The 26684-nt window shown below is 62.8% G+C and carries 26 protein-coding genes; 14 read left to right on the forward strand and 12 right to left on the reverse strand.

Annotated features, from left to right (window positions below; translation table 11 throughout):
* Nucleotides 1–56: 56 nt before the first annotated feature.
* On the forward strand, nucleotides 57–860 hold the full coding sequence (locus JQ609_RS24665) for an enoyl-CoA hydratase-related protein (RefSeq protein ID WP_212275341.1): 804 nt from the start codon (nucleotides 57–59) through the stop codon (nucleotides 858–860).
* A 13-nt stretch (nucleotides 861–873) separates the two neighbouring features.
* Here JQ609_RS24665 and JQ609_RS24670 read toward each other — a convergent pair whose 3' ends face one another.
* The gene (locus JQ609_RS24670; protein WP_312014585.1) at nucleotides 874–1170 is read right to left on the reverse strand and encodes a hypothetical protein; all 297 of its coding nucleotides are present in this window, start codon (nucleotides 1168–1170) and stop codon (nucleotides 874–876) included.
* Nucleotides 1171–1286: 116 nt separating this feature from the next.
* Between JQ609_RS24670 and JQ609_RS24675 the strand changes: the two genes are divergently transcribed.
* The 4 genes from JQ609_RS24675 (at nucleotide 1287) to JQ609_RS24690 (ending at nucleotide 5359) form a co-directional block, all read left to right on the forward strand.
* Entirely contained in the window at nucleotides 1287–2651 is a 1365-nt protein-coding gene (locus tag JQ609_RS24675; RefSeq protein ID WP_212275343.1) for an FAD-dependent oxidoreductase, read from the forward strand.
* Nucleotides 2652–2673: 22 nt separating this feature from the next.
* Nucleotides 2674–3678, forward strand: a complete 1005-nt coding sequence (locus JQ609_RS24680) for an ABC transporter substrate-binding protein (RefSeq protein ID WP_212275345.1) — start codon at nucleotides 2674–2676, stop codon at nucleotides 3676–3678.
* A gap of 81 nt (nucleotides 3679–3759) precedes the next feature.
* Entirely contained in the window at nucleotides 3760–4533 is a 774-nt protein-coding gene (locus tag JQ609_RS24685) for an ABC transporter ATP-binding protein (RefSeq protein WP_212275347.1), read from the forward strand.
* Complete coding sequence (locus JQ609_RS24690) at nucleotides 4526–5359, forward strand: ABC transporter permease (protein WP_212275349.1); 834 nt, start codon at nucleotides 4526–4528, stop codon at nucleotides 5357–5359. The genes JQ609_RS24685 and JQ609_RS24690 overlap by 8 nt, the downstream gene beginning before the upstream one ends.
* Nucleotides 5360–5537: 178 nt before the next feature.
* Here JQ609_RS24690 and gtdA read toward each other — a convergent pair whose 3' ends face one another.
* A complete protein-coding gene (gene gtdA / locus JQ609_RS24695; RefSeq protein WP_212275351.1) occupies nucleotides 5538–6578 on the reverse strand; it encodes a gentisate 1,2-dioxygenase in 1041 nt (346 codons plus the stop codon).
* Nucleotides 6579–6687: 109 nt separating this feature from the next.
* Here gtdA and maiA point away from each other — a divergent pair, with 109 nt between their 5' ends.
* Complete coding sequence (gene maiA, locus JQ609_RS24700) at nucleotides 6688–7320, forward strand: maleylacetoacetate isomerase (RefSeq protein WP_212275353.1); 633 nt, start codon at nucleotides 6688–6690, stop codon at nucleotides 7318–7320.
* On the forward strand, nucleotides 7310–7819 hold the full coding sequence (locus tag JQ609_RS24705) for a MarR family winged helix-turn-helix transcriptional regulator (RefSeq protein WP_212209718.1): 510 nt from the start codon (nucleotides 7310–7312) through the stop codon (nucleotides 7817–7819). Before maiA ends, JQ609_RS24705 begins: the two co-directional genes overlap by 11 nt.
* Nucleotides 7820–7978: 159 nt before the next feature.
* On the opposite strand, the gene JQ609_RS24710 is transcribed toward JQ609_RS24705, so the two are convergent.
* The 6 genes from JQ609_RS24710 to JQ609_RS35820 all read right to left on the reverse strand — a co-directional run bounded on the left by JQ609_RS24710 (nucleotide 7979) and on the right by JQ609_RS35820 (nucleotide 13120).
* Nucleotides 7979–9586: a benzoate-CoA ligase family protein gene (locus JQ609_RS24710; protein WP_212275355.1), complete on the reverse strand. Its 1608-nt coding sequence runs from the start codon at nucleotides 9584–9586 to the stop codon at nucleotides 7979–7981.
* Nucleotides 9583–10722: an FAD-dependent monooxygenase gene (locus tag JQ609_RS24715; protein WP_212275358.1), complete on the reverse strand. Its 1140-nt coding sequence runs from the start codon at nucleotides 10720–10722 to the stop codon at nucleotides 9583–9585. Before JQ609_RS24715 ends, JQ609_RS24710 begins: the two co-directional genes overlap by 4 nt.
* Before the next feature lie 258 nt (nucleotides 10723–10980).
* Entirely contained in the window at nucleotides 10981–12321 is a 1341-nt protein-coding gene (locus JQ609_RS24720) for a TAXI family TRAP transporter solute-binding subunit (RefSeq protein WP_212275360.1), read from the reverse strand.
* A gap of 165 nt (nucleotides 12322–12486) precedes the next feature.
* Nucleotides 12487–12696: a hypothetical protein gene (locus tag JQ609_RS24725; RefSeq protein ID WP_212275362.1), complete on the reverse strand. Its 210-nt coding sequence runs from the start codon at nucleotides 12694–12696 to the stop codon at nucleotides 12487–12489.
* A 79-nt stretch (nucleotides 12697–12775) separates the two neighbouring features.
* Nucleotides 12776–12961: a cysteine rich repeat-containing protein gene (locus tag JQ609_RS35815; protein ID WP_409411197.1), complete on the reverse strand. Its 186-nt coding sequence runs from the start codon at nucleotides 12959–12961 to the stop codon at nucleotides 12776–12778.
* A complete protein-coding gene (locus JQ609_RS35820) occupies nucleotides 12962–13120 on the reverse strand; it encodes a hypothetical protein (protein WP_312014890.1) in 159 nt (52 codons plus the stop codon). It lies immediately after the preceding gene.
* A gap of 459 nt (nucleotides 13121–13579) precedes the next feature.
* Here JQ609_RS35820 and JQ609_RS24735 point away from each other — a divergent pair, with 459 nt between their 5' ends.
* From JQ609_RS24735 to JQ609_RS24750, 4 genes are read left to right on the forward strand one after another with little or no spacing between them, the layout of a single operon-like run.
* Nucleotides 13580–14347, forward strand: coding sequence for a transporter substrate-binding domain-containing protein (locus JQ609_RS24735; protein WP_249128379.1), 768 nt, complete (start codon nucleotides 13580–13582; stop codon nucleotides 14345–14347).
* Nucleotides 14348–14371: 24 nt separating this feature from the next.
* A complete protein-coding gene (locus JQ609_RS24740; RefSeq protein WP_212275365.1) occupies nucleotides 14372–15034 on the forward strand; it encodes an amino acid ABC transporter permease in 663 nt (220 codons plus the stop codon).
* Nucleotides 15035–15036: 2 nt separating this feature from the next.
* Nucleotides 15037–15687, forward strand: a complete 651-nt coding sequence (locus JQ609_RS24745; RefSeq protein WP_212275367.1) for an amino acid ABC transporter permease — start codon at nucleotides 15037–15039, stop codon at nucleotides 15685–15687.
* Nucleotides 15674–16408, forward strand: coding sequence for an amino acid ABC transporter ATP-binding protein (locus JQ609_RS24750; RefSeq protein WP_212209710.1), 735 nt, complete (start codon nucleotides 15674–15676; stop codon nucleotides 16406–16408). Before JQ609_RS24745 ends, JQ609_RS24750 begins: the two co-directional genes overlap by 14 nt.
* A gap of 45 nt (nucleotides 16409–16453) precedes the next feature.
* Here the strand turns inward: JQ609_RS24750 and JQ609_RS24755 are convergent, their stop codons facing one another.
* On the reverse strand, nucleotides 16454–17290 hold the full coding sequence (locus JQ609_RS24755) for a hypothetical protein (protein WP_212275368.1): 837 nt from the start codon (nucleotides 17288–17290) through the stop codon (nucleotides 16454–16456).
* Between the two features lie 206 nt (nucleotides 17291–17496).
* Between JQ609_RS24755 and JQ609_RS24760 the strand changes: the two genes are divergently transcribed.
* Complete coding sequence (locus JQ609_RS24760; protein ID WP_212275370.1) at nucleotides 17497–18699, forward strand: efflux RND transporter periplasmic adaptor subunit; 1203 nt, start codon at nucleotides 17497–17499, stop codon at nucleotides 18697–18699.
* 9 nt (nucleotides 18700–18708) lie between these two features.
* The gene (locus JQ609_RS24765; protein WP_212275372.1) at nucleotides 18709–21867 is read left to right on the forward strand and encodes an efflux RND transporter permease subunit; all 3159 of its coding nucleotides are present in this window, start codon (nucleotides 18709–18711) and stop codon (nucleotides 21865–21867) included.
* A gap of 146 nt (nucleotides 21868–22013) precedes the next feature.
* Here the strand turns inward: JQ609_RS24765 and JQ609_RS24770 are convergent, their stop codons facing one another.
* The 3 genes from JQ609_RS24770 to JQ609_RS24780 form a co-directional block, all read right to left on the reverse strand.
* The gene (locus JQ609_RS24770; protein ID WP_212275374.1) at nucleotides 22014–23015 is read right to left on the reverse strand and encodes an NADP-dependent oxidoreductase; all 1002 of its coding nucleotides are present in this window, start codon (nucleotides 23013–23015) and stop codon (nucleotides 22014–22016) included.
* 109 nt (nucleotides 23016–23124) lie between these two features.
* Nucleotides 23125–24441, reverse strand: a complete 1317-nt coding sequence (locus tag JQ609_RS24775; protein WP_212275376.1) for a glutamate ligase domain-containing protein — start codon at nucleotides 24439–24441, stop codon at nucleotides 23125–23127.
* Nucleotides 24434–25438: a RimK family alpha-L-glutamate ligase gene (locus JQ609_RS24780; protein WP_212275378.1), complete on the reverse strand. Its 1005-nt coding sequence runs from the start codon at nucleotides 25436–25438 to the stop codon at nucleotides 24434–24436. Before JQ609_RS24780 ends, JQ609_RS24775 begins: the two co-directional genes overlap by 8 nt.
* 303 nt (nucleotides 25439–25741) lie before the next feature.
* On the opposite strand from JQ609_RS24780, the gene JQ609_RS24785 reads away from it, so the two are divergent.
* Nucleotides 25742–26515 (forward strand): ferredoxin--NADP reductase, encoded by a 774-nt coding sequence (locus JQ609_RS24785; protein WP_212209703.1) that lies wholly within the window; start codon nucleotides 25742–25744, stop codon nucleotides 26513–26515.
* The last annotated feature ends 169 nt before the right edge of the window (nucleotides 26516–26684 follow it).

Raw genomic sequence — 26684 nt, forward strand, 5'->3', positions numbered from 1 at the left:
GCCGCTGTGTCGGCATATTGCCTGTCGAAACTGCTGCAACCAAAAAAGGACCGTCAATGTCTGCCAATCCGGTTTTGTGGGATCTCGATCAACGCGGCGTCGCGACGGTCACGCTGAATCGCCCGGAAGTGAACAACGCCTACGATGCCGGGCTCATCAACGGCGTGCTGGCGGCGATGGATGAACTCGGCCAGAAGTCCCACCTGCGCGTCGTGGTGCTGAAGGGCAACGGCAAGCATTTCCAGGCCGGCGCCGACCTGAAATGGATCAATGGCGTGCGGCCGAAATCGCCCGAAGAGAACGAGGCGGTCTCACGCGCCACCTTCGAGGCGGTGCAGCGGCTCAATACGCTGCCGATCCCGACCGTGGCGCTGGTCCAGGGCGGCTGCTTCGGCGGCGGCACCGGCGTGATTTCGGCGTGCGACGTGGTGATCGCGGCCGACAATGCGCTGTTCTCGATCACGGAAGTCCGCTGGGGCCTGACGGCCGCGATCATTATTCCGCAGCTTTGCGATTCCATCGGTGTCCGTCAGGTGCGCCGCTACGCGTTGACCAGTGAGCGTTTCGGCGCCGAAGACGCGCGCCGCATTGGTCTGGTGCATGAGGTGGTGCCGCTGGCGGAGCTTGAAGCGTCGGGCGCCAAAGTCGTGAAGCAATTGCTGGCCAACGGCCCCGAGGCCCTGGCCGAAACCAAGGCGTTGGCGCTGGAAAGCTCCTTCGGTGGCATGAGCGTCGATGACGACGCTTATACACGCCTGGTCAAAATGCATTCGGATCGGCGACGGACATCGGAGGCGTCCGAAGGGCTGGCCTCGTTCGCCGAAAAGCGCGCGGCGAATTGGGGAGTGGGAAAGAGATAGTTTTGCGAGCTGCTCAGCAGCCCCGGCAGATGCCGCTCACACTCCGGTAGACCTCGGCATCGTCGCGCCGCATCTGCTGCAGCGATTCGATCATGCGTGCGTCGGTGCTGCGCGTGTCGGCAATGGCGGGCGCGGGCTTGCGCTTGGCGGCCAGCGCAGCCTCCTGACGCGTGTAACAGGCCTCGCGCTCGGGTTTGGCCTGGATGAACCGGCACTGCTCCACTTCCGCCAGCGCGGGGGAAGCGCCAAGCATCAGGGCGGGTACGAGGGCAGCGAGGATTTTCAAACCGGTCAGTCCTTTCGTCCCCACTTTCTCAATTCCGCGTAGCGGGAGCAATGTCTTCCGTCTCTATTTCAACCGTTTGACACGTAGCCAAAATCGCCTGTGAAGGGCATGATGCCGGCACTTCAGCCGGGAACCCCAAATTGCCCTCCAAAACCATCACCGAGCCTGCGCGCCAAATTCCGCTCTATGGCGAATACGATGTCGCCGTGCTGGGCGGCGGGCCTGCAGGCATAGCGGCCGCCGTTGCTGCTGCAAGCGCGGGCCGCCGTACCCTGCTGATCGAACGCTATGGCTTCCTCGGCGGCATGGGCACCGCCGCGGGCGTCACCAATTTCTGCGGGCTGCATGCCAATGTCCATGGCGAGATGCACCGGGTGGTGCAGGGGATTGCCACCGATCTGCTTGACCGAATCGACCGGCTCGGCGGGCTGAACGCGCCGCATCTCATTCTGGGCAAGATTTTCGCGCAGGCCTATGACACCGCGGCCTACAAGATCGCGGCCGACGATCTCCTGGCCGCGCACAAGGTCGACATTCTCTTTCATGCGCTCGGCGCCGGCGTGGTGATGCATGACGAGAGGCACATCGACGCGCTGATCGTCGAGACCAAGGCGGGCCGGCAGGCGGTGCGCGCCGGAATCTTCATCGATTGCTCCGGCGACGGCGATCTCGCGGCCTGGGCCGGCGCGCCGTTCGAGGTCGGCGATAACGCCGGCAGCACGATGTACCCGTCGATGATGTTCCGCCTCAACGGCATCGACCCCGAGAAGGCTGGCGACGCCTGGCGGACCATTCCGGCGCTGATGGAAAAGGCCGAGGCCGCAGGCACGCACAAGTTTCCGCGCAAGGCCGCGATCGTCCGGCCACAGCGCCACGGGATCGAATGGCGGGTGAATTTTACCCAGCTCGCGCGCGAGGATGGCACAGCGGTGAATGGCCTCGAGCCTGACGATATGACCCGCGGCGAGATCGAGGGCCGCCGCCAGGCGGTGCAGGCATTCGAGTTCCTGCGCACCGTGCCGGGCTTCGAACAATCCTACATCGTCGATCTGCCGCCGCAGCTCGGCATCCGCGAGACCCGCCGCGTCGTTGGCGGCTACATGCTCTCCGGCGAGGACGTGCTCGGCTGCGCCTCGTTCGAGGATTCCATCGGTGTCAATGGCTGGCCGATGGAATCCCATGTCGCGGGCGACGTGGTCTTCAAGTTCCCGCCGATCCCGGAATCACGCGGCTTCAACGAGCTGCCGTATCGGATGCTGGTGCCCGAGGGTATCGACAACCTCTTGATGGCCGGGCGCTGCGCCTCGATGACCCATGACGGCCAGTCGGCGGCGCGGGTTTCCGGCGCCTGCTTTGCGATGGGCGAGGCGGTTGGGATCGCTGCGGATTTGGCACTGTCCGGCAACACGATTCCACGCGACATTGCCGTTGAAAAGTTGCAACAAGCATTGCAACAGCAGGGCGCCTTTATCGGCCGCGGCCAGAGCGTGCCCGAAGGGCTGTAAGAGAAGTTACGGAGGAAACGGTATGACGGGATTTGCTCGGCTCGCTGCGGCTGCCCTGCTGGCGATCGCGGCAAGCGGGATCGCACGGGCCGATGATGCGCTGAAGGCCAGGATCGGCGTGCTCAGGCTGTCCTCGTCGGCGCCGGTGTTCATCGCGCAGGACAAGGGCTACTTTCGCGAGGCCGGCCTCGACATCGAATTGAAATTCTTCGACGCGGCGCAGCCGATCGCGGTGGCGACGACGTCGGGCGATGTCGATTTCGGCGTCACCGCGTTCACCGCGGGGCTCTATAATCTCGCCGGCAAGGGCACGCTGAAGGTGATCGGCGGCATGAGCCGCGAGAAGGCCGGCTATCCCCTGATCGGTTATTTCGCCAGCAACAACGCCTATGCCGCCGGGCTGAAGACGCCGAAGGATCTCGCCGGAAAGCGCATCGCGGTGACGCAAGTCGGCTCCAGCTTCCATTATTCGCTGGGGCTGCTCGCCGACAAATACGGCTTCAAGCTCGCGGACATCAAGGTGCTGCCGCTGCAATCGCTGTCGAACGCTGCCGCGGCGCTGAAGGGCGAGACCGTCGATGCGGCGCTGCTGCCGGTGTCGACCGCGCGCACGCTGATGGATTCCGACGGCGCCAAATTGCTCGGCTGGGTCGGCGACGAGACGCCGTGGCAGCTCGGCGCGGTGTTCGCTTCGCCAAAAGCACTGACCAACAACGCGCTGGTGACGAAATTGCTGGGTGCACTGGTCCGCGCCGACCGCGAATATCATGACGTGATCCTGGCCTCCGTGAAGGACGGCAAGGCCGGGATCAACGACAAGACAAAGCCGCTGCTGGAAATCATCGCCAAATACACCAATCTGCCGGTCGAGCAGGTGGTCGGCAATTGCGCCTATATCGATCCCGACGGCAAACTCGACGTCAAGAACGTCGCCAACCAGATCAGCTGGCTGCAGGAACAGGGTTACGTCGACAAGGGCTTTGGCGTGGATGCGATCATCGCCAAGGAATATGTGAAGGCGGATTGATTTGAGGTTTACCTCTCCCGCTTGCGGGCCCGCAAGCGGGAGAGGGGGCGCAGCGGTGCAAGGATTCGAACTGAGAACCCAATGGACCTGATCGCCGGCCATATCAGCCACCGCTTCGGTACGCTGGACGTGCTCGACAACGTCTCGTTCACCGTGCGTGCCGGCGAAGTGGTGGCGATCGTCGGGCCCTCCGGCTGCGGCAAGAGCACGCTGCTGTCGATCCTCGGCGGGCTGCTGCGGCCGAGCGGAGGCCAGGCCGAACTGCGCGGCGCGCCGCCGGCGGGCAGCCTCAACCCGCTGACCTTCGTGTTCCAGGATTTTGCGCTGCTGCCGTGGTGCACGGTGGAAGAAAATGTTGAATTTCCGCTGGTGCACACGGCGCTCGGGATAAGCGAACGCCGCGCCGTGGTCGACGACGCGCTGCGCCGCACGGGGCTCACCGATTTTCGCGGCGCCTACCCGAAGCAATTGTCCGGCGGCATGCGCCAGCGCGTCGGGATTGCGCGGGCGCTTGCGGTGCGGCCTGCGATCCTGCTGATGGACGAGCCGCTCTCCGCGCTGGATTCGCAGACCCGCGAACTGCTGATGGAGGATTTTATCCGCCTGCTCGCCGATGGTTCGATGGGCGCGGTCTACGTGACGCATAATCTCGAAGAAGCCGTTCGCCTTGCCGACCGCATCGTGGTGCTGTCGCGCCGTCCCGGCCGCGTCCGCGAGGTCGTGACCATCCCGATGACGCGCGACGAGCGCGGCGATATCAATGCCCGCGGAAAACTGCTCGCGATACAAAATGATCTGTGGTCGCTGATCCGTGAGGAGGCGATCGACGCCGAGCGTGAGGTCCAGCATGCTTGACCGTGCGCCGCAGGGAACGCAGGACGAGGCCAAGGACAAGGCAGGGCCGCGGCCGGTGGCGTTTCGCGGTGCGGGCTTTACGCCAAGCGCCGGCCGCTATTCCGGTTGGATCGCGCTGGCGCTGGTGATCGCGTTCTGGCAGCTCGCCGGCAGCGCCGGCTGGGTCAATGCGCTGTTCCTGCCGCCGCCCTCGGCGATCGCGGTTGCGATCTACAAGCTCGCGCTATCGGGCGCGCTCTGGCAGCATCTGTCGTGGTCGGTGATGCGGATCGGATCGGGCTGGGTCCTCGGCACGGCTGCCGGCGTCATCGTCGGTTTCGGGATCGGGCTGTCGACGCTGGCGCGCGGCGTCGGCATCACCTTCATCTCGGCGCTGTTTCCGATTCCGAAGATCGCGCTGCTGCCGCTGCTGATCCTGTGGCTCGGGATCGGCGAGGAGCCGAAGATCGCGACCATCGCGCTCGGCGTGTTCTTCTCCACCGCGATCTCGGTCTATAGCGGTGTCGACGCGGTGCCGCGCAATCTGATCCGGATGGCGCAGAGTTTCAACGTGCCGTTCCATTTGATCGTGCGCCGCGTGATCTGGCCGGGCGCGCTGCCCTCGATCCTCGCGGGTTTTCGTATCACGGCGTCGGTCGCGCTGCTGCTGGTGGTGAGCGCGGAAATGATCGGCGCCCAATACGGCATCGGCGCCTTCGTGCTGCAGGCCGGCAATCTGATGCAGACCGATCAGCTGCTGGCCGGCGTTGTGATCCTGTCGGTGTTCGGGCTGGTGGTGGGGAAGGGGATTAATTTGCTGGAGGCAAGGCTGCTGCACTGGCGGTGATGTGCGTCGGCGTGAGCGAGCCAAAATTGGCGCGACAAACAACACCGTCGTCCCGGCCTTGAGCCGGGACCCATACCGCGTGATCTATCGATGGCCCGAGGTAGCTAACGCTGTCCGCAAAATGAGCGTCGGTGGTTATGGGTCCCGGCTCAAGGCCGGGACGACAGCGGTGGTTGCCTCACGCATTCCCGCGGTCTTCGCGGAACAGATCGAGCTTCTGCTGCACCGGACGGTCGGAGAAGCTGAACAGCACCGAATCGACATCGGCCTCGTGGGTGACCCATTGCCAGCTCGGCACCACGAACAGATCGCGCGCGCCCCACTCAAACGTCTGATCGCCGACCCGCGTGCGGCCCTTGCCCTCGATCGCGGCGAACACGGTCGCGTCGGTGGAGCGATAGCGCGCTGTCTTAAAACCCTTCGGCAGCATCTGGATGAAAGTACCGATGGTCGGCATCGCGAATTCGCCGGTTTCGGGGTTGGAGAATTTCAGCTTCAGCCCGTGGCAGGCGTCCCACTCATTGCGGATCTTGGCCTGCTCCAGCGCCTCGCGGGTGTAGCTGTAGGGATAGTTGAAGATCGGTGACGTCTTCGACTTTCGCTTCTCGTCGACGGGGAGGAGGTTGCGTCCGTAGCGGGCAAAGCTGTCGCCGGGAGGCCGCGTGATCTTCTGCTGGTCTTCGTTCGAGCCTTCGGCAAAGGACGCATCGAAGAACTGCACCATCGGAATGTCGAGCCCGTCGAGCCAGAACATCGGCTCGGAGGTTTCGTTGGAATGATCATGCCAGGTCATCGATGGCGTGATGACGAAATCGCCGGGCTCCATCAGCGTCTTCTCGCCGTCGACCGCGGTTGCCGCCCCCTTGCCCTCGAGCACGAAACGCAACGCCGACTGGCTGTGGCGGTGCGCCGGGGCGACGTCGCCGGGGACCACCATCTGCACGCCGGCAAACAGCGAGGTCGTGATCTTCGACTGGCCGCGCAGGCCCGGATTTTCCAGCACCAGCACCCGCCGCTCGGCTTCCTTGGCGGTGATCAGCTTGCCGGCCTCGGTCATGTAGTCGCGGATCTGGTCGAACTTCCACAGATGCGGCCGGCAGGCGCTGCGCGGCTCCGGCGTGATCAGATCGCCCATCACGTTCCAGAGCGCGGAGAGGTTCTCGCCGTCGATCTTCTTGTAGAACGCCTCGCGTTCCGGGGTCTTCTGCACGGCTTCCATGGATAGCCTCCCGTTATTCTTGTCCGTCCATTTATTGACAGCATACTTACAATATGGGTAGCGTCAATGACGGCGTAGACCGCAACGATAGATTTACGGGGAGGTTCCGATGAAGCTGCACGGCTATTTCCGCAGTGCCGCGGCCTACCGGGTCAGGATCGCCTTGAATCTGAAGGGGCTGCGACCCGAACATTTGCCGCATCACCTTCGCAAGGGCGAACAATGCGCGCCGGCCTATCTCGCCATCAACCCGCAGGGGCTCGTGCCCGCACTTGAGGACGACGCCGGCGCCGTACTCACGCAATCGCTGGCGATCATTGAATGGCTGGATGAAACCTATCCCGAACCGGCGCTGCTGCCCGGCGATGCGCTGGGTCGCGCAAAAGTTCGCGCCTTCGCCATGGCGCTGGCCTGTGACACCCACCCGGTGCAGAACCTGAAAGTGTTGAACCGGCTGCGGCAACTCGGTTTACCCGAGGAAAAGGTGACGGAGTGGGCGGCCTGGGTCAACCGCGAGGGACTGACGGCTTGCGAAGCACTGGCCACCGGCGAAAAGGAGCCATTCTGTTTCGGCGCAACGCCGACGATCGCCGATCTCTGCCTGGTACCGCAACTCGGCAACGCGCGGCGCTTTGGGGTGGATGTCTCGGTCTTCCCGCGCCTGCTCAAGGCTGAAGCCGCCGCGAAGGAAATCAAGGCGTTCGTCGACGCCGCACCGGACAAGCAGCCCGATGCCGAGTAAGCCCACGCCCATCACCATGGACGCCGTCTATGCGGCGCCGGGCTATTTGTTTCGGCGCATGCAGCAGATCGCGGTCGCGATCTTTGTCGAGGAATGCAAGGCCTTCGACCTGACGCCGGTGCAATATGCCGCGCTGGTTTCGATCCACACCCATCCCGGCATCGACGCGACGCGGCTGTCGGCGGTGATCGCGTTCGACCGCTCGACGCTCGGCAATGTGATCGAGCGGCTGGAGGCAAAGGCCTTTATCGAGCGCAGGGCCGGCCGCGAGGACAAGAGGGTAAAATTGCTCTATCTGACCAAAGCGGGTGCCGCCACGCTGCGCGAGATCATGCCATCGGTCGAGCGGGCGCAGGCGCGGATGCTGCAGCCGCTGAAGGCCGCCGACCGCAAGGTGTTGCTGACGCTGATGACGCAACTCGTCGATCTCAACAACGAGGCCTCGCGCGTGCCGCTGCGCGCCGAGGACGCGCTCGAGCATCTGGGTAAATCGGGTTGAGGCGGCCGGACAACTAGTTATTGTCGTCCCGGCCTTGAGCCGGGACCCTTAACCACCGGCAGGAATTATCTTGCACGCTGGTCGTTATCTTTTCTTTCCAGCAACGCGGGCCGCGGCGTATGGGTCCCGGCTCAAGGCCGGGACGACACGGAGTATGTCCTACATCCTCAACAGCGCCTGCCGGTCGATCTTGCCTGTTCCGGTCTTCGGCAGTTCATCGATGAATCGTACCTCGCGCGGGTATTTGTAAGGCAACAGCTTTGCCTTGACGAAATCCTGCAGCCGCTTGGTGGCATCGCCCGCGTCGAAGCCGCCCTGGTTCATCACCACCACCGCCTTCAGCGTCATGCGCCGGTCCGGCAGCTCGGCAGCGAAGACGGCGCATTCACGGACGTCGGGGTGCTCGGCAAGGCAGAGCTCGACTTCGAGCGGATAGACCCACTGGCCGGAAATCTTGATCAGGTCGTCGGCGCGGCCGCGGAAGAAATGGAAGCCGTCGGCATCGCGGACAAAACGGTCGCCGGTGTAGATCCAGCCGCCCTCGCGGATCGTCTCCGCTGATTTGTCCGGCCGGTTCCAGTACAGCGGCGTATTGGAATCGCCGCGCACCCACATGATCCCTTCCTCGTTGTCGCCGACGTCGCGTCCTTCCTTGTCCCGGAGCGCGATTTCATAACCGGGGACACGCAGCCCCGCCGCGCCGAGCTTCTTGTGATCGGGCCGGTTGGAAAGGTAGATGTGCAGTGCCTCGGTCGAACCCAGGCCCTCGATGATCTCGAGCCCGGTCAGCGTCTTCCAGCCGTTGAACACTTCACCCGACAGCACCTCGGCGGCGGACAGCGCCATCCGTAGCGACGAGAAGTCGGCTGCCGCCGCGCCATCGGCCTTGGTCAATGACGTATAAAGCGTCGGCAATCCGAAAAACACGCTCGGACGGTAGCGCCCGATCGCCTCGAAGATAGCGGCGGGCTTCGGCTGGCCGGGCAATAATAGCGTGGCGGCGCCGACCGAGAACGGGAAGGTGATGGAATTGCCGAAGCCGTAGGCGAAGAAAATCTTCGGCACCGAGAAGCAGATATCGTCGGGGGCGAGCTTGAGCACGCTACGTGCGAACGCGGCTTCGCTGTAGGCCATGTCGTGCTGCAGATGTACGATGCCTTTGGGCCGCCCGGTCGAGCCGGACGAGTACATCCAGAACGCCATCTCGTTGCGGTGCGTGTCGGCCTCCGCGAGTTCGGTTGGGAAGGCCTTCAGCCAGGTATCGGCGGCAAGCGTCTTCGGCACGGCGTGCTCGCCGGCGGTGCCGTTGACCACGATCAACGTGTGCAGTGGCGTGTCCTTGCAGGCGACCGCGTCGAATCGGGAAGTGAACTCGGCATCGGTCACCGCGACAGCGGCGCCGGCGTCCGAGAGATAAAACTGCAGCAGGTCCGGCGGCGTCAGGGTGTTGATCAACAGCGGCACGAAGCCGGAGCGGACCGCGCCGAAGAAGGCGGCCGGGTAAGCCGGCGTATCGTCGAGGAACAACAGGATGCGGTTGCCGCGCTTCAGCCCCAGCGACTGAAAGCCGTGACCCCATTGCGAGGCCTCGCGGCACAGCTCGGCATAGCTGCGTGTGCCGGCGGGTCCGGTCAGGGCCAGGCGTTCACCGCGGCCGTGCACGAGGTTGTCGAACAGGATGCGGCTGGCGTTGTAGCGCTCCGGGATCGCGAAACCGATTTCGCGCGCGCCGGGATTTTCCAGAGGTACCTGATCGTCGATCATCATGACCGGCTCCCGCTGTTCTTTGCTGCCTCATAGCGCGCCATGAAGGCCGGCGACATCGCGCGCAGGCGCGTATCGTCGATCCGTCCGGAGCGGGTGATGTAGCTGTAGGCAAAATCCATCAGATCGAGCTTCATGTGTTCGGGGAAATGTTCGTACCAGTCGGCGCTGGTGCGCGCCGCCGTCACCAGTTTCTTCACGATCGGCTTGCGTTCGCTCTGGTAGCGGGCAAGGCCCGCCGGAATGTCCGCTTCCGCCTCCAGCGCCTTGGTCAGCGCGATGGCGTCCTCGATCGCCAGCCTTGTTCCCGAGCCGATCGAGAAATGCGCCGAATGCAGGGCATCGCCGATCAGCACCATGTTGCCGTGCGACCAGTTCTCGTTCCAGATCCAGGGAAAATTGCGCCATACCGATTTGTTCGACACCAGCGAATGGCCGTCGAGCGTGTCGGCAAAGACCTGTTCGCAGATAGCCTGCGATTGTTCGATGGTCTTGTGCTCGAAACCATAGGCCTGCCAGGTCGCCGCGTCGCATTCGACCAGGAAGGTGCTCATGGCGGGCGCATAACGGTAGTGATGCGCGTTGAAAGACCCGAGATCGGTCTTCACAAAGGTCTGCGACAGCGTGGCAAAACGTTTGCTGGTGCCATACCAGGCAAATTTGTTGGTCGAATGCGAGACCGAGGCGCCGAATTCCTTCTCAAAGTTGCGGCGCACCAGTGAGTTCAGCCCGTCGGCGGCGACGATCAGGTCATAACCCCTGAGTTCGTCCAGCGACTGGATGATGGTGTCGTATCGCGGCGTGATGCCGGCGGCGCGCACGCGCTGCTGCAGGATAGTCAGCAATTCGAGCCGGCCGATCGAGGAGAAGCCGACGCCGTCGATCTCGACGCTCTCGCCCCGCAAATTGAGCGTGATGTTCTTCCAGCTTTCCATCCGCGGCGTGATCGCATCGACCGTCTCGGGGTCGTCGGCACGCAAAAATTCCAGCGCCTGTTCGGAGAACACGACACCAAAACCCCAGGTCGCGCCTTCGGGATTCTGCTCGAACAGGTCGATCTCTGCGTCCGGATGACGCCGCTTCCAGAGATAGGCGAAGTAGAGACCGCCGGGGCCTCCGCCGATGACGGCGATACGCACAGGTTCCCTCCTGATTGACAGTATACTTACTATTTGAGCCACCCTAAACCGGACCGGGGAATGACGCTACCAAAAAAATTGCCAAAACGGGCCAGGCGGATGCTTGTCTGGGTGCAACCCGGGACTGGAACGTGATGAGCCGAGATTTAATACCACCACTCGCTCCGTATCGCGTCATCCTGAGGTGCGCGCTCTTGTGCGCCTCGAAGGATGAGAAGCGCCCGTAACCCATCCTTCGAGGCTCGCTTTGCTCGCACCTCAGAATGACGTGTGCCGATTCGATTCAATAGCGCCGGCAGGCTCCTCCGCCAGCATTTGCCGGCGGCGATAGATCGAATCTTCCAGCCGATGCGCCATTGAAACCAGCGTCGAAATATCCTGCGCGTTCTCGCTTCTGATCGCGCTCGCCATCTCGGCATCCAGCGCCTGGTCGACCTGGTTTTCGATCTCGGTCAGTTCGGCCTCGCTCTTCACTTCCCTGATCCGCCGCGGCAGGGCGAACAGGCTGCGCAACGTCGTCTCGGCTGGCTCCTGCCGGCCGCCAAGAAACCGCCATGCGGTTGCGAAGATCGAGGCCAGCGCGCCCAGCACCATCGGCGTCAGGTAAATCCAGTTGCCGTATTTATCCATGAAGCTCTGCTGGGTCCCGTTGTAGTAGGCAGCTGCCCCCGGATGGACCGGGATATAGGCGCCGGGGTCGGTATCGGGTGCCGTCAGCCCGGCCAGCAGCGGCTGGTCGCGCACGAGATCGTTGCGGGCGGTGACCAGCGCCTGGGTCAGCGTCGTGATCGTGTCCGGGTCGATCTTCTTGTTGGCCACCAGATAAGTCGCGACGCGGAGCGTGGTCAGGTCGGCGTCCGGCACCGGCGGGTTGCCGCGCAGCGTGCCTTGCGGAATATCGAAGCTTTCATAGGCGCCTTCGACATCGGCGATGGCGCCGGCCGATTCCACCGGGATCAATGCGGGGAAGGAGTTATGCCCGCCCCGGAAGAAGCGCCTCACCAGGGAGATATACTTTTCGCTGAGCGGGACGACCAGCACGAACGCGCTCGCCGCTTTCGACTGGATCGCGCCCGGCGTATCCGCCGGCGCCATGTTCTTGAAGATCACCTTGTCGCCGAGGTCGTATTCCGCTTTCAGGGCCTCGACGATCTTCTGATTGATCTCGCCACCGACGACGCCGACGGTGTGGCCCTTCATCTTCTCGATGCTGGTCACCTGCGATCCCGGCAGGGCCAGGATCATCAGGACCGATTTGGTGATCAGCGCCACGCTCCGCGCCAGCGAGAGATCGCCGACATCGGCGCGCACGACGGCAAGGTCGGTCTTTCCCTCGGCAAAGATTTTTGCGGAATCGAGCACGTTGTCGGCCGGAACGATCTTCAAACGGACCGCGGATTTGGTGGCTTGCAGCCGGGCGGCGATGACGGACGCGACCTTGGCAGCTTCACCGTCGAACGACCCCACCGCGACGCTCAGCACCGTCGGCCTGTCGTAGAAGCGATAGGCGATGAGGCCGGCGCCGAGGACAACGCCGGCAAGGCCCGCCAGCAGGAACGCCCGGGCCCAGAATGGCAATGCGATTGAATAATTCCTCATTCCGGATTCATGGCCATCGAATGCTTCGAGGCCGTCGATGCTGGCACATCAATTGCGATCCCGCAAAACAGGAATCGGCAGAAGCCGGCCGCTGCGCCGCCAATGATGGCAGGCAGCGGCCGGCAGGTGCATATGTCTTCAGTTTGGAAGCCGGATCAATTTCGATCAGGTGCAGCGGCGAACTTTCACGCCGTTCACGATCACCGTGCGGCACACGACCGCCGGCTTCTTGACGACGACCGCACCCCGAGCCCCGGCGCAGCCGGCGCGGACTACGCCTTTTGCACAGACCACGGCATTGGCATCGGTCGACTCGAAGGTCATGGTGGTGCCAAAGGCGAGCAGGGCGGCCGCAATGAGCAGAAAAGCACGCATGTTGTTCTCCCTGGATTTATCTTGGTTGGTGTTCAGGTTTCTTCTGGAAGGTGCTGCGGATGCGTCTCAGGCCGCGCGTCTATTTCTTCTCCGCCGCCTGCAATACTTTCTTGCAAGCAGGTGTGAGCTTGTCGCTTTCCTTGGAGAGGCAGGCGATGATCCGCCCGCCGCCCGGGGTGACGCTCTTGCAGTATTTTTCGAAGTCGCCCATGCAGGCGTCGCGTTGCGCGGCAGTCAGCTCCTGCGCGAACGCTTGCGACGCAATCTACAAGGTGGATGCAGTCAGGATGGCACGTAGCATCTGTTTTTCCTCCTCGCGTTGGTTGATGATTGTTGTTCTCAAAGCGTCAGCCAGGCCGCCTGCTTGCTTCTCGATCTCGCTGTATTGAAGCTCCCTTTTTGTTGCGAAATCAGGAGAACCCATGGCGGAGATCAGAGCCGGATGGCTTTCATTCCGTGCCGATCATGTCGAGCCGGCTTCCAAGAAAATATTTCTGCACGTCGAAAAATTGATCATCGGAACGTTGATCGTATCGGCAGGGCAAAGGTCAATTGGCACACCGCGTGTCAGATCGCGATGACGATTTGTTATGTCGCGCGATCCGTGAGGTTGGTTCAATTGATCCTCGCGTTTCGTGGCGATTAGCGCGCCACAACCCTGCATCGAATGGCAGGACGTGTATCATTTGGACGTGAATCTGTCACCCAATGCAGCCTAATTCCAGGGCAGTCGATGATAAAATTAGGAGCAGTTCGAGGCATTGCCTGATGATTGAGCATCGGGCAGGGTCCCGCACTGCGAAGGGGATCCGAAGACATCGGCCAAACTGACCCGCCGGTGTTGCGATGCACAGGGGACAATAGGATGCTGATCAAGAAATCGATGCTTGCCGCGGCTTTCGCGCTCGTCACCGCCGCGCTGACCACGCCGGCACATGCCGACGCGTTGGACTCGATCATGGCGGCCAAGGTCATCAAGGTTGCAGTGCCGCAGGATTTTGCGCCGTTCGGCTCCGCCGGGCTCGATCTCAAGCCGCAGGGCTACGACATCGACATGGCCAACCTGATCGGCAAGGCGCTCGGGGTGAAGGTCGAGATCATCGCCGTCACCAGCGCCAACCGGATTCCCTATCTGCAGACCAAGAAGGCCGACATCGTCATTTCCAGCCTCGGCAAGAATGCCGAGCGCGAGAAGGTGATCGACTTTTCCGTCGCCTACGCGCCGTTCTTCTCCGGCGTGTTCGGTACCAAGGAAATCAAGGTGGCATCGGCCGACGAGCTCAAGGGCAAGACGATCGGCGCCACCCGCGGCGCCATCGAGGAGCAGGAGCTGACCAAGCTCGCGCCGGCTGACACTACCATCAAGCGTTTCGAGGATAACAACGCCACCATTGCCGCCTTCGTATCCGGACAGGTCGACCTGATCGCGACCGGCAATACGGTCGCCGCCGCCATCGCCGAGAAGGTCCCGGCCCGGGCGCCCGCGCTCAAATTCGTGATCAAGGACAGCCCGTGCTTCATCGGGCTCAACAAGGAAGAGCCGAAGCTGCTGGCCAAGCTCAACGAGATCATCGCGCAGGCCAAGACGTCCGGCGACATCGCCAAACTGTCCGAGAAGTGGCTGAAGGCGCCCTTGCCGCCGGGCTTTTGACCTGGTCGCGGGGGCCGGCCCGTCATGAACTACAAGCTTCAATTCAGTGAATTGCTGCCCCACTGGGATGTGCTGCTGTGGGGGTTGCTGTTCACCGTCGTACTCACGGTCGTCTCGACCGTCGCCGGTATCGCCGTCGGCACCGCCGGCGCATCGGCGCGCACCTTCGGGCCGAAATGGCTGGGCAGCCTGGTTGCGGCCTATGTCGAGGTGATCCGCAACACGCCGTTCATCGTGCAGTTGTTCTTTATCTTCTTCGGCCTGCCGGCCGCCGGGCTGAAGCTCAGTGAATCGACCGCGGCATTCCTCGCCATGACCGTCAACCTCGGCGCCTATTCGACCGAGATCATCCGCGCCGGCATCGAGGCGGTGCCGAAAGGCCATATCGAGGCCGGTATCAGCCTTGCCATGACCAAATGGGAAGTGCTGCGCCACATCGTCCTCAAGCAGGCGTTCGAGAAGATCTATCCGGCGCTGTCGTCGCAGATCATCATCGTCATGCTGGGCTCGGCGGTGGTGTCGCAGATCTCGGCGCAGGACCTGACCTACGCCGCCAACCTCATCGCATCGCGCAATTTCCGCAACTTCGAGGTCTATCTGCTGGTGGCCTTGGCCTATCTCTTGCTCGCCATGCTGACGCGTTCGCTGCTGCGCGGCCTCGGCCGCATCCTGTTCAAGGCGAAGTGAGCATGTTGCAGTTCAGCCTCTGGGACATCCTGTCGAACCTCCTGATCGCCACACAGTGGACCATCGTGCTGTCGCTGATCGCCTTTGTCTGCGGCGGCGTTGTCGGGTTGATCTTGCTGTTCATGCGGACCTCCCGGATCCCGGTGCTGGAATGGTCCACCAAGATCTACATCGAGCTGTTCCAGGGTACGCCGCTGCTGATGCAGCTGTTTCTGTTCTTCTTCGGCATCGCGCTGTTCGGCGTCGAGGTGAGCCCGTGGATGGCCGCGACCCTGGCGCTGACGTTCTGGACCAGCGCCTTTCTCGCCGAGATCTGGCGTGGCTGCGTCGAGTCGATTCCGAAGGGGCAGTGGGAAGCCTCTTCCAGCCTCGCCATGAGCTACATCGAGCAGATGCGTTACGTCATCCTGCCGCAGGCCTCGCGCATCGCGGTGGCGCCAACCGTCGGCTTCTCGGTGCAGGTGGTCAAAGGTACGGCGCTGGCTTCGATCATCGGCTTCGTCGAGCTGACCAAGGCCGGCACCATGCTCAACAATGCGACCTTCCGCCCGTTCGTGGTCTACTCGCTGGTCGCGCTGATTTATTTCTGCCTGTGTTTCCCGCTGTCCTGGTGGGCGAAAAAAATCGAGAACCGCCTCAATGTCGCTCGTTAGCATTCGTGACGTCAGAAAGAGTTTTGGTCCGAACGAGGTGCTGAAGGGCGTCTCGCTCGAGGTCGCCAAGGGCGACGTGGTCGCCATCATCGGCCGCTCCGGATCGGGCAAGAGCACGCTGCTCCGTTGCATCAACGGCCTGGAGACCTATCAGTCCGGCGCGATCATCGCCGACAGCATCGAGGTCGGCGGCTCCACCACCAATCTGCGCGAGCTGCGCCGCCATGTCGGCATGGTGTTCCAGCAGTTCAATCTGTTTCCGCATCTGACCGCCGCCGAGAACGTGATGCTGGCGCCGACCGTCGTCAACAAGGTGGCTTCCAAGGAAGCGCGTGCCATTGCGGCCGAGGTGCTGGCGAAGGTCGGGCTGTCCGAGAAGATGGATGCCTATCCGAACCAGCTCTCCGGCGGCCAGCAGCAGCGTGTCGCGATCGCACGTTCGCTGGCGATGCGGCCAAAAGTGCTGCTATGCGATGAAATCACTTCGGCGCTCGACCCGGAACTGGTCAACGAGGTGCTGCGCGTGGTCGAGCAGTTGGCGCGCGAAGGCATGACGCTGATCCTGGTCACGCACGAAATGCGTTTCGCCCGCGACGTCGGCACCAAGCTCGTCTTCATGCACCACGGCAAGGTGCATGAAGAGGGCGTTCCGAAAGAGGTGTTTGCCGCACCGCGGACGCCGGAATTGCAGCAGTTCGTCGGTACCGTCGCGCACGCGTAGTCCGATCGCGCCGTTTTCACGGCGCGAACCGGGTAGCGCGACCTGCTACTGCGCCTTGAACTGGGCCAGCACGTCCTGGCAAGCCGGCGACAGCCTGCCCGCGTTGGTCGCGAGACACTGCACGATACGGCCGCCACCCGGTGCCACGCCGCCGCAGATCGTGCGGACATCGGCGCCGCAAGCCGAGCGCAGCACGAGCAGTTCTTCGCGCGGCCGCAGCGGCCGCAGCACGATCACGGTGGGTGCGGCCGCGCCTGCCGCTGCCGGAGCCGCCGCCGCGGCAGGAGCGGCGCCGGCCGCCGGTGCGGCGCCACCGCCCACAGCCGCCGTGACCGCCTTCTCGCAAGCCGGCGAAAGTTTTGCCTTGTTCTTGTCCAGACATTGCAGCGCCGGCGCACCGCCGGTCGGCACGCCGGCGCAGACTTTTGGATAGTCGGAGCGGCAGGCGCTGCGGACCGCGGAAACCTGCGCGCTGGACGGCTGCCCCGCGGCTGCGGCCGCGGGCTTGGCGTCAGCCTTGGAATCAGCCTTGGAATCTGTCTTGGGCGCCGCGGTCGTGGTGGTAGGCTTTGCGCCGGCCGCGGTCGGAGCGGATTCGGGCTTGGCCGCGGGCGCGGCGGCAGCCGGCGCTGCCACGGCGCGCACCGCGCTTTGACAGCTCGATGATAGGCTCGACATGTTCTTCTGCAGGCATTGCAGCGAAGCTTCGCCGCCCGGCGGAATGCTGGAGCAATGCGCGATATAATCCGACCGGCATTGGGTCTTGATCGCGTCGCGCTGCGCCTGGCTCGGCGCCTGTGCAAAAGCTGGTGCTGCACTTGCGAATATCACTGCCGTCATCAACGCCCCGAGCGTTGCCGCACGTGTCAACGTGTTGAACATTTGAATAAATCCTTTTGTCGTCGCTGGAGTCGCCGCTTCAACAGAAGTGAAATCATGAACGAGAAAGCGAAGAAAATTTCGCGCGCGGCATCATTTTCGGTTTCCGGTTCCCCTGCAAGTGGATTGTTGCTATTTTTATGGGATGGTCGAACGCCATAATTTGAATAGAACGCCCTTTGCAAGAACAAACGTATTGAGGCACGCAAATGAAGTCTGAGCGTTCGCTGGCATGCAGCAGAGCACATGACACCTTCAGACAGAGAGGCACCATTGCGTGTCGCGCGGTCGTCGCCATTGCCGCATTCGGCGTCTTAAGTGCCTGCGAACAGAATACTTTTGTACCGCCGCCGCCGCCGAAAGTTGAGGTCGCCGTGCCGGTGCAGCGCAGCATCACTCGCTATCTGGAGGCGACCGGCAACACCGCGCCGATCAAGAACGTCGATCTGGTCGCGCGCGTACAGGGCTTCCTGCAATCGATCAACTACAAGGACGGCACTTTCGTGAAAGAAGGCACCACGCTGTTCACGATCGAGCCGGAAACCTACAAATTGAAGCTCGATCAAGCGCAGGCTGCCGAAACCGGCATGCAGGCGTCGATGAAGCAGGCCGAAGCCGATTTCAAACGGCAGTCGGAGCTGGTGCAAAGACAGGCGGTCTCGCAGGCCACGCTCGATACTTCAACGGCGGCGCGCGAGAACGCGCAGGCGAATCTGCAGCAGGCCCAGGTCAACACCAAGATTGCGGCCGTCAACTACGGCTATACCAACGTCACGGCGCCGTTCGACGGCATCGTCAGCGCGCATCTGGTGTCGGTCGGCGAACTGGTCGGCGTCTCGTCGCCGACGCAGCTTGCCAACATCGTGGCGCTCGATCCGATCTATGTGAACTTCAACGTCAACGAACAGGATGTGCAGCGGATCCGGGAAGAGGCAAGGCGGCGGGGCATAACCGTCGAGGAAATCCGCCAGTTGCCGGTCGAGGTCGGATTGCAGACCGAGAGCGGCTTTCCGCACAAGGGTAAGCTCGACTACGTCTCGCCGACCCTCAATCAATCAACCGGCACGCTCGCGGTGCGCGGCCTATTGCCGAATCCCGATCGGGCGTTGCTGCCGGGATTCTTCGTCCGGGTCCGCGTGCCCTTTGACGAGCAGTCGAATGCGCTGCTGGTGCCCGATGTCGCGCTCGGCAGCGACCAGGCCGGCCGCTACGTGCTGGTTGTCAACGGCGAGAACGTGGTCGAACAGCGCAAGGTACAAACCGGGCCGCTCGAGGGCGCTTTGCGCGTCATCGAAGGCGGCTTGAAGGGCGACGATCGCGTCGTCACCGCCGGGCTGCTCCGCGCGATCCCCGGTCAGAAGGTCGACCCGCAGATCAAGAAAATCGAAGCGTCGCCGGCACCAACCAAATAGGGACCGGCCATGATTTCGAAATTCTTCATCGAGCGGCCCGTCCTTTCCAACGTCATCGCGATCCTGATGATCCTGATCGGCGGGGTGTGCCTGTTTCGCCTTGCGGTGGCGCAATATCCCGATGTGGTGCCGCCGACGGTGCAGGTGACGACGCGCTATCCCGGCGCCAGTGCCAAGACCGTGATCGATACCGTGGCGCTGCCGATCGAGCAGCAGGTCAACGGCGTCGAGGACATGCTGTACATGCAGTCCTACAGCGGCGCCGACGGCACCTATTCGCTGACGGTGACGTTCAAGATCGGCACCGACCTCAACTTCGCGCAGGTGTTGGTGCAGAACCGGGTGTCGAGCGCGCTGGCGCAGCTGCCGCAGTCGGTGCAGAACCAGGGCGTCACCGTGCAGAAGAAGTCGACGGCGGTCCTGCTGTTCGTGACGCTGACGTCGCCGAATGCGACCTATGACAGCCTGTTCCTGAGCAATTACGCTACCATCAACATCAGAGACGAGCTGTCGCGGCTGCCCGGCGTCGGCAACGTCACGGTGTTCGGCGCTGGCCAGTATTCGATGCGGGTCTGGCTCGATCCGAACAAGCTGCAGGTCCGCAACCTGATGCCGCAGGATGTCGTGACCTCGATCCAGCAGCAGAGCCAGCAGGTCACCGCGGGCCAGGTCGGCGCGCCGCCGACACCGCCGGGGCAGGCCTTCCAGTATACGCTGAATGTCAGCGGGCGGCTCAGCGACAAGAGCGAGTTCGAGGACATCATCGTCAAGACCGGCAGCAACGGCGATGTCACCCGCGTCCGCGACGTCGGCTGGGTCGAACTCGGCTCCCAGACCTACAGCCAGGCGTTCTCGCTCAACAATAAGCCCGCCACCGGCATCGGCGTGTTCCAGTCGCCCGGCGCCAACGCGCTCGAGGTCGAGAAGGCCGTCAGGGAAAAGATGACGGTGCTCGCCAAGGCGTTTCCGCAGGACGTGAAACATGACACGCCGTTCGACACCACGAAATTCGTCTCGGAATCGATCAAGGAGGTCTACAAGACGCTGATCGAGGCGGGCTTCCTCGTCCTGATCGTGATCCTGATCTTCCTGCAGGACTGGCGCGCGATGCTGGTGCCGGCAACCACCGTGCCGGTGACGATCATCGGCGCCTTCGCCGCGATGGCGGCGCTCGGCTTTACCGTCAACATCTCGACCCTGTTCGCGATCGTGCTGGCGATCGGCATCGTGGTCGACGACGCCATCGTTGTGGTCGAGGGCGCCGCGCATAACATCGAGAAGGGCATGTCCGGCCATGACGCAGCGATATCGGCGATGGACGCGCTGTTCGCGCCAATCGTCGGCATCACGCTGGTGCTGATCTCGGTGTTCCTGCCGTCGGCCTTCCTGCCGGGATTGACCGGGCGCATGTATTCGCAATTCGCGCTGGTGATTGCGGCGACCGCGCTGCTCAGCGCCATCAATGCCGCGACGCTGAAGCCGACCCAATGCGCGCTGTGGCTGCGCCGACCGGCGCCGCCGGAACAGCGCAATTTCTTCTACCGCGGCTTCAACGCGGTCTACGACCGGCTCGAGCGCGGCTATGCCCGGCTGATCGGCCGCCTGGTCGCGCACAGCAACGTCTCGGTGATCGCAGCGCTCATCCTGATCTGTGGCGCCGGCTATGGCCTGTCGCGGGTGCCGACCGGGTTTATTCCCATTGAAGATCAGGGCTATCTCCTGGTCGCCGTGCAACTGCCCGACGGGGCCTCGCTCGACCGCACCCAGCAAGTGCTTACCCGCGTCAGCGACATCGCCGGCAAGCACCCCGGCGTCGATCAGGTCATCAGCATTTCCGGCATCTCGGCGCTGGATAGTTCTTCCAGCCTCGCCAATGCCGGCGTCGCCTACCTGATTTTGAAGGAGTGGAGCGCGCGCGGCGAGGGCGAGGATCTGCGCTCGCTGTTCGTCGGCCTGAACGAGAAGATGTCTGCCATCGAGGAGGCGCGAATCCTGGTTATCCCGCCGCCGCCGATCCAGGGCATCGGCAACGCTGCCGGTTTTGCGATGCAGGTTCAGTTGCGCGACGGCAATGCCGACTACGGCAAACTGCAGGCGATTGCCGGCGCCATCGTCTCCAACGCGCAGACGCAGAGCGCGCTGCAGCGCGTCAGCTCGTCGTTCCGCTCGATGGTGCCGCAATTCGACGTCGAGGTCGACCGGGTCAAGACCCAGACCCTGCATGTCACGACCGACCAGATCTTCTCGACGCTGTCGTCCTACATGGGTTCGACCTACGTCAACCAGTTCAACAAGTTCGGCCGCACCTTCCAGGTCTATGCCCAGGCGGATGCGCAGTATCGCCTGACCTTGCGCGACATGGCGAACATGATGGTGCGCAACAGCAATGGCGACATGATCCCGCTCGGCACGGTCGCCAAGATCACGCCCTCGGTCGGCCCCTCGCTGATCAGCCTGTACAATCTCTATCCGTCCGCAAGCATCATCGGCCTGCCCGCCACGGGCTACAGCTCGGGCCAGTCGATGAAACTGATGGAGGAGATCGCCGGAAAGACCCTGCCGCAGGGTACCGGCTTTGAATGGACGGCAATGTCGTACCAGGAGAAGGTCGTCGGCGGCCAGATCTACTGGGCGTTCGGGCTCGCGCTGCTATTGGTCTATCTCGTGCTGGCCGGACAGTATGAAAGCTGGTTCGCGCCGATCTCGGTGATATTAGCGGTGCCGTTGTCGCTGCTCGGTCCGATGATCGTGCTGACGGGGCTGCGGATCGAGAACAACCTCTATACCCAGATCGGGATCATCCTGCTGATCGCGCTGTCGGCGAAGAACGCCATTCTGATTGTCGAGGTCGCGCTCGAACTTCATGTGCGCGACCGCAAGCCGCTGCTGGAATCCGCGGTTGAGGCGGCGCGAGCCCGGTTCCGCCCGATCCTGATGACCTCGTTTGCCTTCATCCTCGGCGTGGTGCCGCTGGTGCTGGCGACCGGCGCCGGCGCCAACGCTCGCAAATCGATCGGCATCACCGTGTTCTCGGGCATGCTGGCCTCGACCTGTCTCGCGGTGCTGTTCGTGCCGACGTTCTTTGTCGTGGTGCAGCGGTTCGAGAACTGGCTCAGTGAGCGGAAGCGGAAGAAAGCGGGCGCGCAGGTGGCGCCGGGTGCGCGTTAGACTCACGGTGTCGTCCCGGCCTTGAGCCGGGACCCATACGCCGCAGCCTATCGGCGAGAACGCTGGCGTTAGATACCTTCCGTAACAATAACCGCCGCGGCGTATGGGTCCCCGCGTTCGCGGGGACGCGGTTGATGGAGTTGCGCCTACACCTTCACCATCCGCTTGCCGCGGTTCTTGCCGGCCAACAGTCCGATCAGCGCCTGTGGTGTATTCTCCAGGCCGTTGATGACGTCTTCCTGCACCTTCAATTTGCCGGAAGCGACCCAGGACTGCAGGTCCTTCAGGGCCTGGTCGCGCTCGTTCATGTAGTCCATCACGATGAAGCCCTGCATGATCAGGCGCTTCACCACGATCAGGCCGGGCACCCCGCGCGGGCCGGTCGCCGACGGCACGCCGTCATATTGCGAGATCGCGCCGCAGCAGGAGATGCGGCCGCGGTTGTTCATCAGCGCGATGCAGGCCTCCAGAATGTCGCCGCCGACATTGTCGAAATAGACGTCGATGCCCTTCGGCGCCGCCGCCCGCAGCGCCTTGTAGATCGCGCCGTCCTTGTAATCGACCGCGGCGTCGAAGCCGAGTTCAGAGGTGAGCCAGTTGCATTTGTCCTTGCCGCCGGCGATGCCGACGACGTGGCAGCCTTTTATCTTCGCAATCTGGCCGACGATCGAGCCGACCGAGCCGGCCGCCGCCGAGACCACGACGGTTTCGCCTTCCCTGGGCTTGCCGACATGGAGCAGGCCGAAATAGGCGGTGAGGCCGGCGATGCCGTAGACGCTGAGCAGATGCGTCATCGGATCCATCCGCGGCATCTTGGTCAAATGCTTTGCGGGCACCGCCGCGTAATCCTGCCAGCCGGTGTCGCCGAACACGATGTCACCCGGGGCTAGGCCGGGAGCTTTCGAGGACACGACCTCCGCGATGCCGCCGCCGGCCATCACGGTGTTGGCTTCGACCGCGGCGCGATAGGTGGCGCCGTGCATCCATGCGCGGTTGGCGGCGTCGAGCGAAATATAGCGCGCCCGCACCAGCACCTCGCCGTCCTTCGGCTCCGGCACTGCACCCTCCGACATCTTGAAATGCTCGGGTCCGAGCTTGCCGGTCGGCTTTTCCACCAGCAGGATCTGGCGATTGACGGTGGCGTTCATGGCGTTTTCTCCCTCGGCTTGATCGTTCTTGATGCAGTTGATCGCATATCAGGCGGCCAATTGCACTCGCTGTGTTGTGTCTCCCTCCAGAGCTGTAAGAATCCAGGCTTCAGAAGAACTGCAAATCCTGCGCGCGTCCGCCGCGGGCGGTCGTGGCGTATTCGATCGCCAGGAACAGTCCGCCCGCGACATATACTTTGCGCTTCTGCGACGCCGCCAACGCACCGGCCAGCCGCACCGCTTCTTCGATCGTATCCGCGATACGAATATCCGCGGCTGGATTGGCGAACCGCGCCGCGGCAGCGATGTCGTGCGGCTTGGCGCCCTTGTGGTACGCCGCCGTGCAGATGATCGTGTCGAAAGCCGGCGCCAGGCTGCCTACGATCTCGTTCGCCTTCTTGTCGCCGGAGGCGCCGGTGACGAGGATCCAGTCGTCGGCGCCGTGGATCGCCTTCAGGCTCGCCAGCGATTGTCGGATGCCGTCGGGGGTATGGCCGACATCGATCACCGTCAGTGGGGCCTGCGCGATGATTTCGAGACGGCCGGGCCATTGCGTCTGGCGCAGGCCGGTGCGGATAGCTTGCTCGATCCGCTCAGGCGCCTTGCTCGCCTGCGCGCCCTGCAGCCAGAGCAGGAACAGCGTGACGGCGATCGCGGCGTTGTTGAACTGAACCGCGCCGAGCAGGCGCATCTCGAGGTGGCGATAGTGGTGATGGCCGAACCGGTAATCGAACCGCTGTCCTGACGGGGACGCGGACTCGCCGTCGATACCGATCTCATCGCGAACGAACAGCGACGTGACTCCACGATGGCGATTATATTCGAGCAGATGCCGCCGCAGGCCGCGGCAATTCTCGCCATAGATGATGGTGCCGCCGTCGGCGCAGGCGTCGCTCTTGTCGGAAGCGATCAGCGCCAGCGTGTTGCCGAGCAATTCGACGTGTTCGAAATCGACCGACGTCACGCAAGTTTGAAGTGCTCCAACCAGGCGGACCGGATCGTAGCGGCCGCCGATGCCCGCCTCAAACACCGTGAATTCGCAATCGCTTTCCTGGAAATGCAGGCAGGCGAGTGCAAACAACGCCTCGAACGCACCGAACTGTTCGCCGCGCCGCTGCGAGATTCCGGCGATGGCGGTCTCGACTCTTTGCCTGGACCGGGCGAAATCATCATCACCGATCTCGGCATCATCGATCCGGATCCGTTCGTTGAAGCGCATGAGGTGCGGCGATGTGAAGAGGCCGGTTCGCAGGCCACAGGCGCGGCCGATCGCGGCGCACATCGCAGCTGTACTGCCCTTGCCATTCGAGCCGGTCACCACGACCGAGTTGCGCGTAAGCCGCGCGCGATCGACCCCGAGCGCGTCGAGCAATTCAGCCAGGCGTGCGAGGCAGATGCCGTCGCCATATTTCGGCAGGTCAAACACCGAGCAGTCCCATGGTGTGAAACGTGTGCTGCCAGATTTTCAGGATCAGGTCGCCGCGGCCGGATTCTTCCAGCAGCCTAATCGACGGGTTGGAGTTGACTTCGATCACCGTCATGGCGCCGGGATCGCCGCCGATGCCCACGAACAGATCGACGGCCGCGACACGAAGCCGAAGTGCGCGGCTGGCTTTTTTTGCCAGCGTAACCGCTGCTTCGGAAGGCGCAGTTTCGAGCACCATCGTTCCGCCCGCGCTCAGATTCATCCGCCCGGGAATCTCGCGGCGCTCGCCTTGCGGCAGCACGGCGTCGAGCGAGGGGTCGCGCTCCCCGGGGGAGGCCGGCGAGAGACCGCGGGCGCGAAGGGCATCGTTATGGGCGGTAAATAATTCGCGCAACGTGTGCACGCCGTCGCCGCGGACGAAGGGCGGATTTTTGCGCGCGCAATACAGCGCGTCGTCGTCGAGCAGAAAGACCCTGTACTCGGTGCCCTCGACGATCGGCTGGATCAGCACCGCGTCGTAATATTTCGCGACGTCGTCGAGATATCCAATGAGCGCAGCTTCGCCGTGAATCCTTTGCGCGAAATCGCCGCGCGATCCCGTCAGCGGCTTGACGAAGGCGGATGCGCCCAATTCGCGAAAGTGTGTCAACGCGTCCTCGCGCTCATGCCCTGGGGGGCGATGTGCGCGATAGCGTTCATGGAGGAAGAAGTACTTGCTGCTAATCGTCGATATCCCGGCCTCTTCAAGAACTTTGCCGGCGAAGTATTTATCGGACGCCAGTGTCGAGGCGGTGGCATTGTTCTGCGGATACCAGGAGCAGCGGCCGGCGCCGAAATGCAGCAATTTGTTCGGCGAAGCGACGCTGAAGAGCAGCCCGGAGCCGCCGTCGAGATCGCGAAAGGCGAGCCCGAATTCAGCGCAGGCGAATTCGGCATAGATCGACTGGTCCGGATAAAAGCCCGGTTTACCTTGTCGAAATTCTTTCACGCTTCGCATGCGGTCTCTTTTGACGCGTTCTAAAATTCGCGTAGCAATTTATTGCCAGATCGGCGTCAATTTCAGCAAGTTAATTGCGTGAGATCTCCATTAACGAAGACCAATCGAACCTTTCCGCAAAATAAACCGACTGCCATTCCGAGTTCTCAATTGTACGCCAATTGATCTTGACTATCTCTGTCATTGGCGCAATTGAAACGTCAAATCGCCAATGATTTCGGGGGTTTTTAGCTCTTTGAGCCCCGAAAAACCGGCAAGAAACTGATTTGTTCTACACCAAGACGTCAGGAAAAACGAAAACACATGAGCGCGTTCTATAGAGAGAAAGTTCTTTCTGTCCGTCATTGGACCGATACGCTTTTCAGCTTCACCGCCACCCGCGATTCCGGCTTCCGTTTCCAGAATGGGCAGTTCGCGATGATCGGCCTCGAGGTCGAGGGCCGTCCGCTGCTGCGTGCCTACAGCATGGCGAGCGCCAATCACGAGGAGGAACTCGAGTTCTTCTCGATCAAGGTTGCGGACGGGCCGCTGACCTCGAAGCTGCAGAAGATCCGCGAAGGCGACACCATCCTGGTCGGCCGCAAGGCGACGGGAACGCTGATCACCGACAATCTGATTCCGGGCAAGCGTCTGCTGCTGCTGTCGACCGGCACCGGCCTCGCGCCGTTCGCGAGCTTGATCAAGGACCCTGATGTCTATGAGCGCTATGAAACCATCGTGCTGGTTCATGGCTGCCGGCAGGTTTCCGAACTCGCCTATGGCGAGGAACTGGTCGCGAAGCTGCGCGACGACGAATTGTTCGGACCCCTTTTGTCCGAGAAACTGCTGTATTATCCGACCGTGACCCGCGAGCCGTTCCGCAACCGCGGCCGCATCACCGACCTGATCACCTCGGAACAGCTTTTCAACGACATCCACCAGCCGCCGCTCGATATCGCGACCGACCGCATCATGATGTGCGGCAGCCCCGGCATGCTGGAAGAGCTGCGCCAGCTGTTCGAGACCCGCGACTTCCTCGAAGGCAGCCACAGCCAGCCCGGTCACTTCGTGATCGAAAAGGCGTTTGTGGAACGCTGAGGCTTGTCGTCCCGGCCTTGAGCCGGGACCCATAGCCACCGGCGGCAATTGGTCTGCACGCTGGTTGTTATCTTCTTTTTCCAGCAACGCGGGCCGCGGCGTATGGGTCCCCCGATGCGCAATTGCGCATCTGAGCTCGAGGCCGGGACGACGTGGGGAAAGAGCGTCG

Origin of the sequence: Bradyrhizobium sp. AUGA SZCCT0169 (genome assembly GCF_018130085.1) — a bacterium.
In the GTDB taxonomy this organism is placed as follows: Bacteria; Pseudomonadota; Alphaproteobacteria; order Rhizobiales; family Xanthobacteraceae; genus Bradyrhizobium.

What these genes read in the sequence shown, in the direction of transcription:
- JQ609_RS24665 (WP_212275341.1), top strand. Translation starts at nt 57, where the DNA reads ATGTCTGCCAATCCGGTTTTGTGGGATCTCGATCAACGCGGCGTCGCG.
- JQ609_RS24680 (WP_212275345.1), top strand. Translation starts at nt 2,674, where the DNA reads ATGACGGGATTTGCTCGGCTCGCTGCGGCTGCCCTGCTGGCGATCGCG.
- JQ609_RS24685 (WP_212275347.1), top strand. Translation starts at nt 3,760, where the DNA reads ATGGACCTGATCGCCGGCCATATCAGCCACCGCTTCGGTACGCTGGAC.
- JQ609_RS24690 (WP_212275349.1), top strand. Translation starts at nt 4,526, where the DNA reads ATGCTTGACCGTGCGCCGCAGGGAACGCAGGACGAGGCCAAGGACAAG.
- gtdA (WP_212275351.1), bottom strand. Translation starts at nt 6,578, where the DNA reads ATGGAAGCCGTGCAGAAGACCCCGGAACGCGAGGCGTTCTACAAGAAG.
- maiA (WP_212275353.1), top strand. Translation starts at nt 6,688, where the DNA reads ATGAAGCTGCACGGCTATTTCCGCAGTGCCGCGGCCTACCGGGTCAGG.
- JQ609_RS24705 (WP_212209718.1), top strand. Translation starts at nt 7,310, where the DNA reads ATGCCGAGTAAGCCCACGCCCATCACCATGGACGCCGTCTATGCGGCG.
- JQ609_RS24710 (WP_212275355.1), bottom strand. Translation starts at nt 9,586, where the DNA reads ATGATGATCGACGATCAGGTACCTCTGGAAAATCCCGGCGCGCGCGAA.
- JQ609_RS24720 (WP_212275360.1), bottom strand. Translation starts at nt 12,321, where the DNA reads ATGAGGAATTATTCAATCGCATTGCCATTCTGGGCCCGGGCGTTCCTG.
- JQ609_RS24725 (WP_212275362.1), bottom strand. Translation starts at nt 12,696, where the DNA reads ATGCGTGCTTTTCTGCTCATTGCGGCCGCCCTGCTCGCCTTTGGCACC.
- JQ609_RS35820 (WP_312014890.1), bottom strand. Translation starts at nt 13,120, where the DNA reads ATGGGTTCTCCTGATTTCGCAACAAAAAGGGAGCTTCAATACAGCGAG.
- JQ609_RS24735 (WP_249128379.1), top strand. Translation starts at nt 13,580, where the DNA reads ATGCTTGCCGCGGCTTTCGCGCTCGTCACCGCCGCGCTGACCACGCCG.
- JQ609_RS24740 (WP_212275365.1), top strand. Translation starts at nt 14,372, where the DNA reads ATGAACTACAAGCTTCAATTCAGTGAATTGCTGCCCCACTGGGATGTG.
- JQ609_RS24745 (WP_212275367.1), top strand. Translation starts at nt 15,037, where the DNA reads ATGTTGCAGTTCAGCCTCTGGGACATCCTGTCGAACCTCCTGATCGCC.
- JQ609_RS24750 (WP_212209710.1), top strand. Translation starts at nt 15,674, where the DNA reads ATGTCGCTCGTTAGCATTCGTGACGTCAGAAAGAGTTTTGGTCCGAAC.
- JQ609_RS24755 (WP_212275368.1), bottom strand. Translation starts at nt 17,290, where the DNA reads ATGTTCAACACGTTGACACGTGCGGCAACGCTCGGGGCGTTGATGACG.
- JQ609_RS24760 (WP_212275370.1), top strand. Translation starts at nt 17,497, where the DNA reads ATGAAGTCTGAGCGTTCGCTGGCATGCAGCAGAGCACATGACACCTTC.
- JQ609_RS24765 (WP_212275372.1), top strand. Translation starts at nt 18,709, where the DNA reads ATGATTTCGAAATTCTTCATCGAGCGGCCCGTCCTTTCCAACGTCATC.
- JQ609_RS24770 (WP_212275374.1), bottom strand. Translation starts at nt 23,015, where the DNA reads ATGAACGCCACCGTCAATCGCCAGATCCTGCTGGTGGAAAAGCCGACC.
- JQ609_RS24780 (WP_212275378.1), bottom strand. Translation starts at nt 25,438, where the DNA reads ATGCGAAGCGTGAAAGAATTTCGACAAGGTAAACCGGGCTTTTATCCG.
- JQ609_RS24785 (WP_212209703.1), top strand. Translation starts at nt 25,742, where the DNA reads ATGAGCGCGTTCTATAGAGAGAAAGTTCTTTCTGTCCGTCATTGGACC.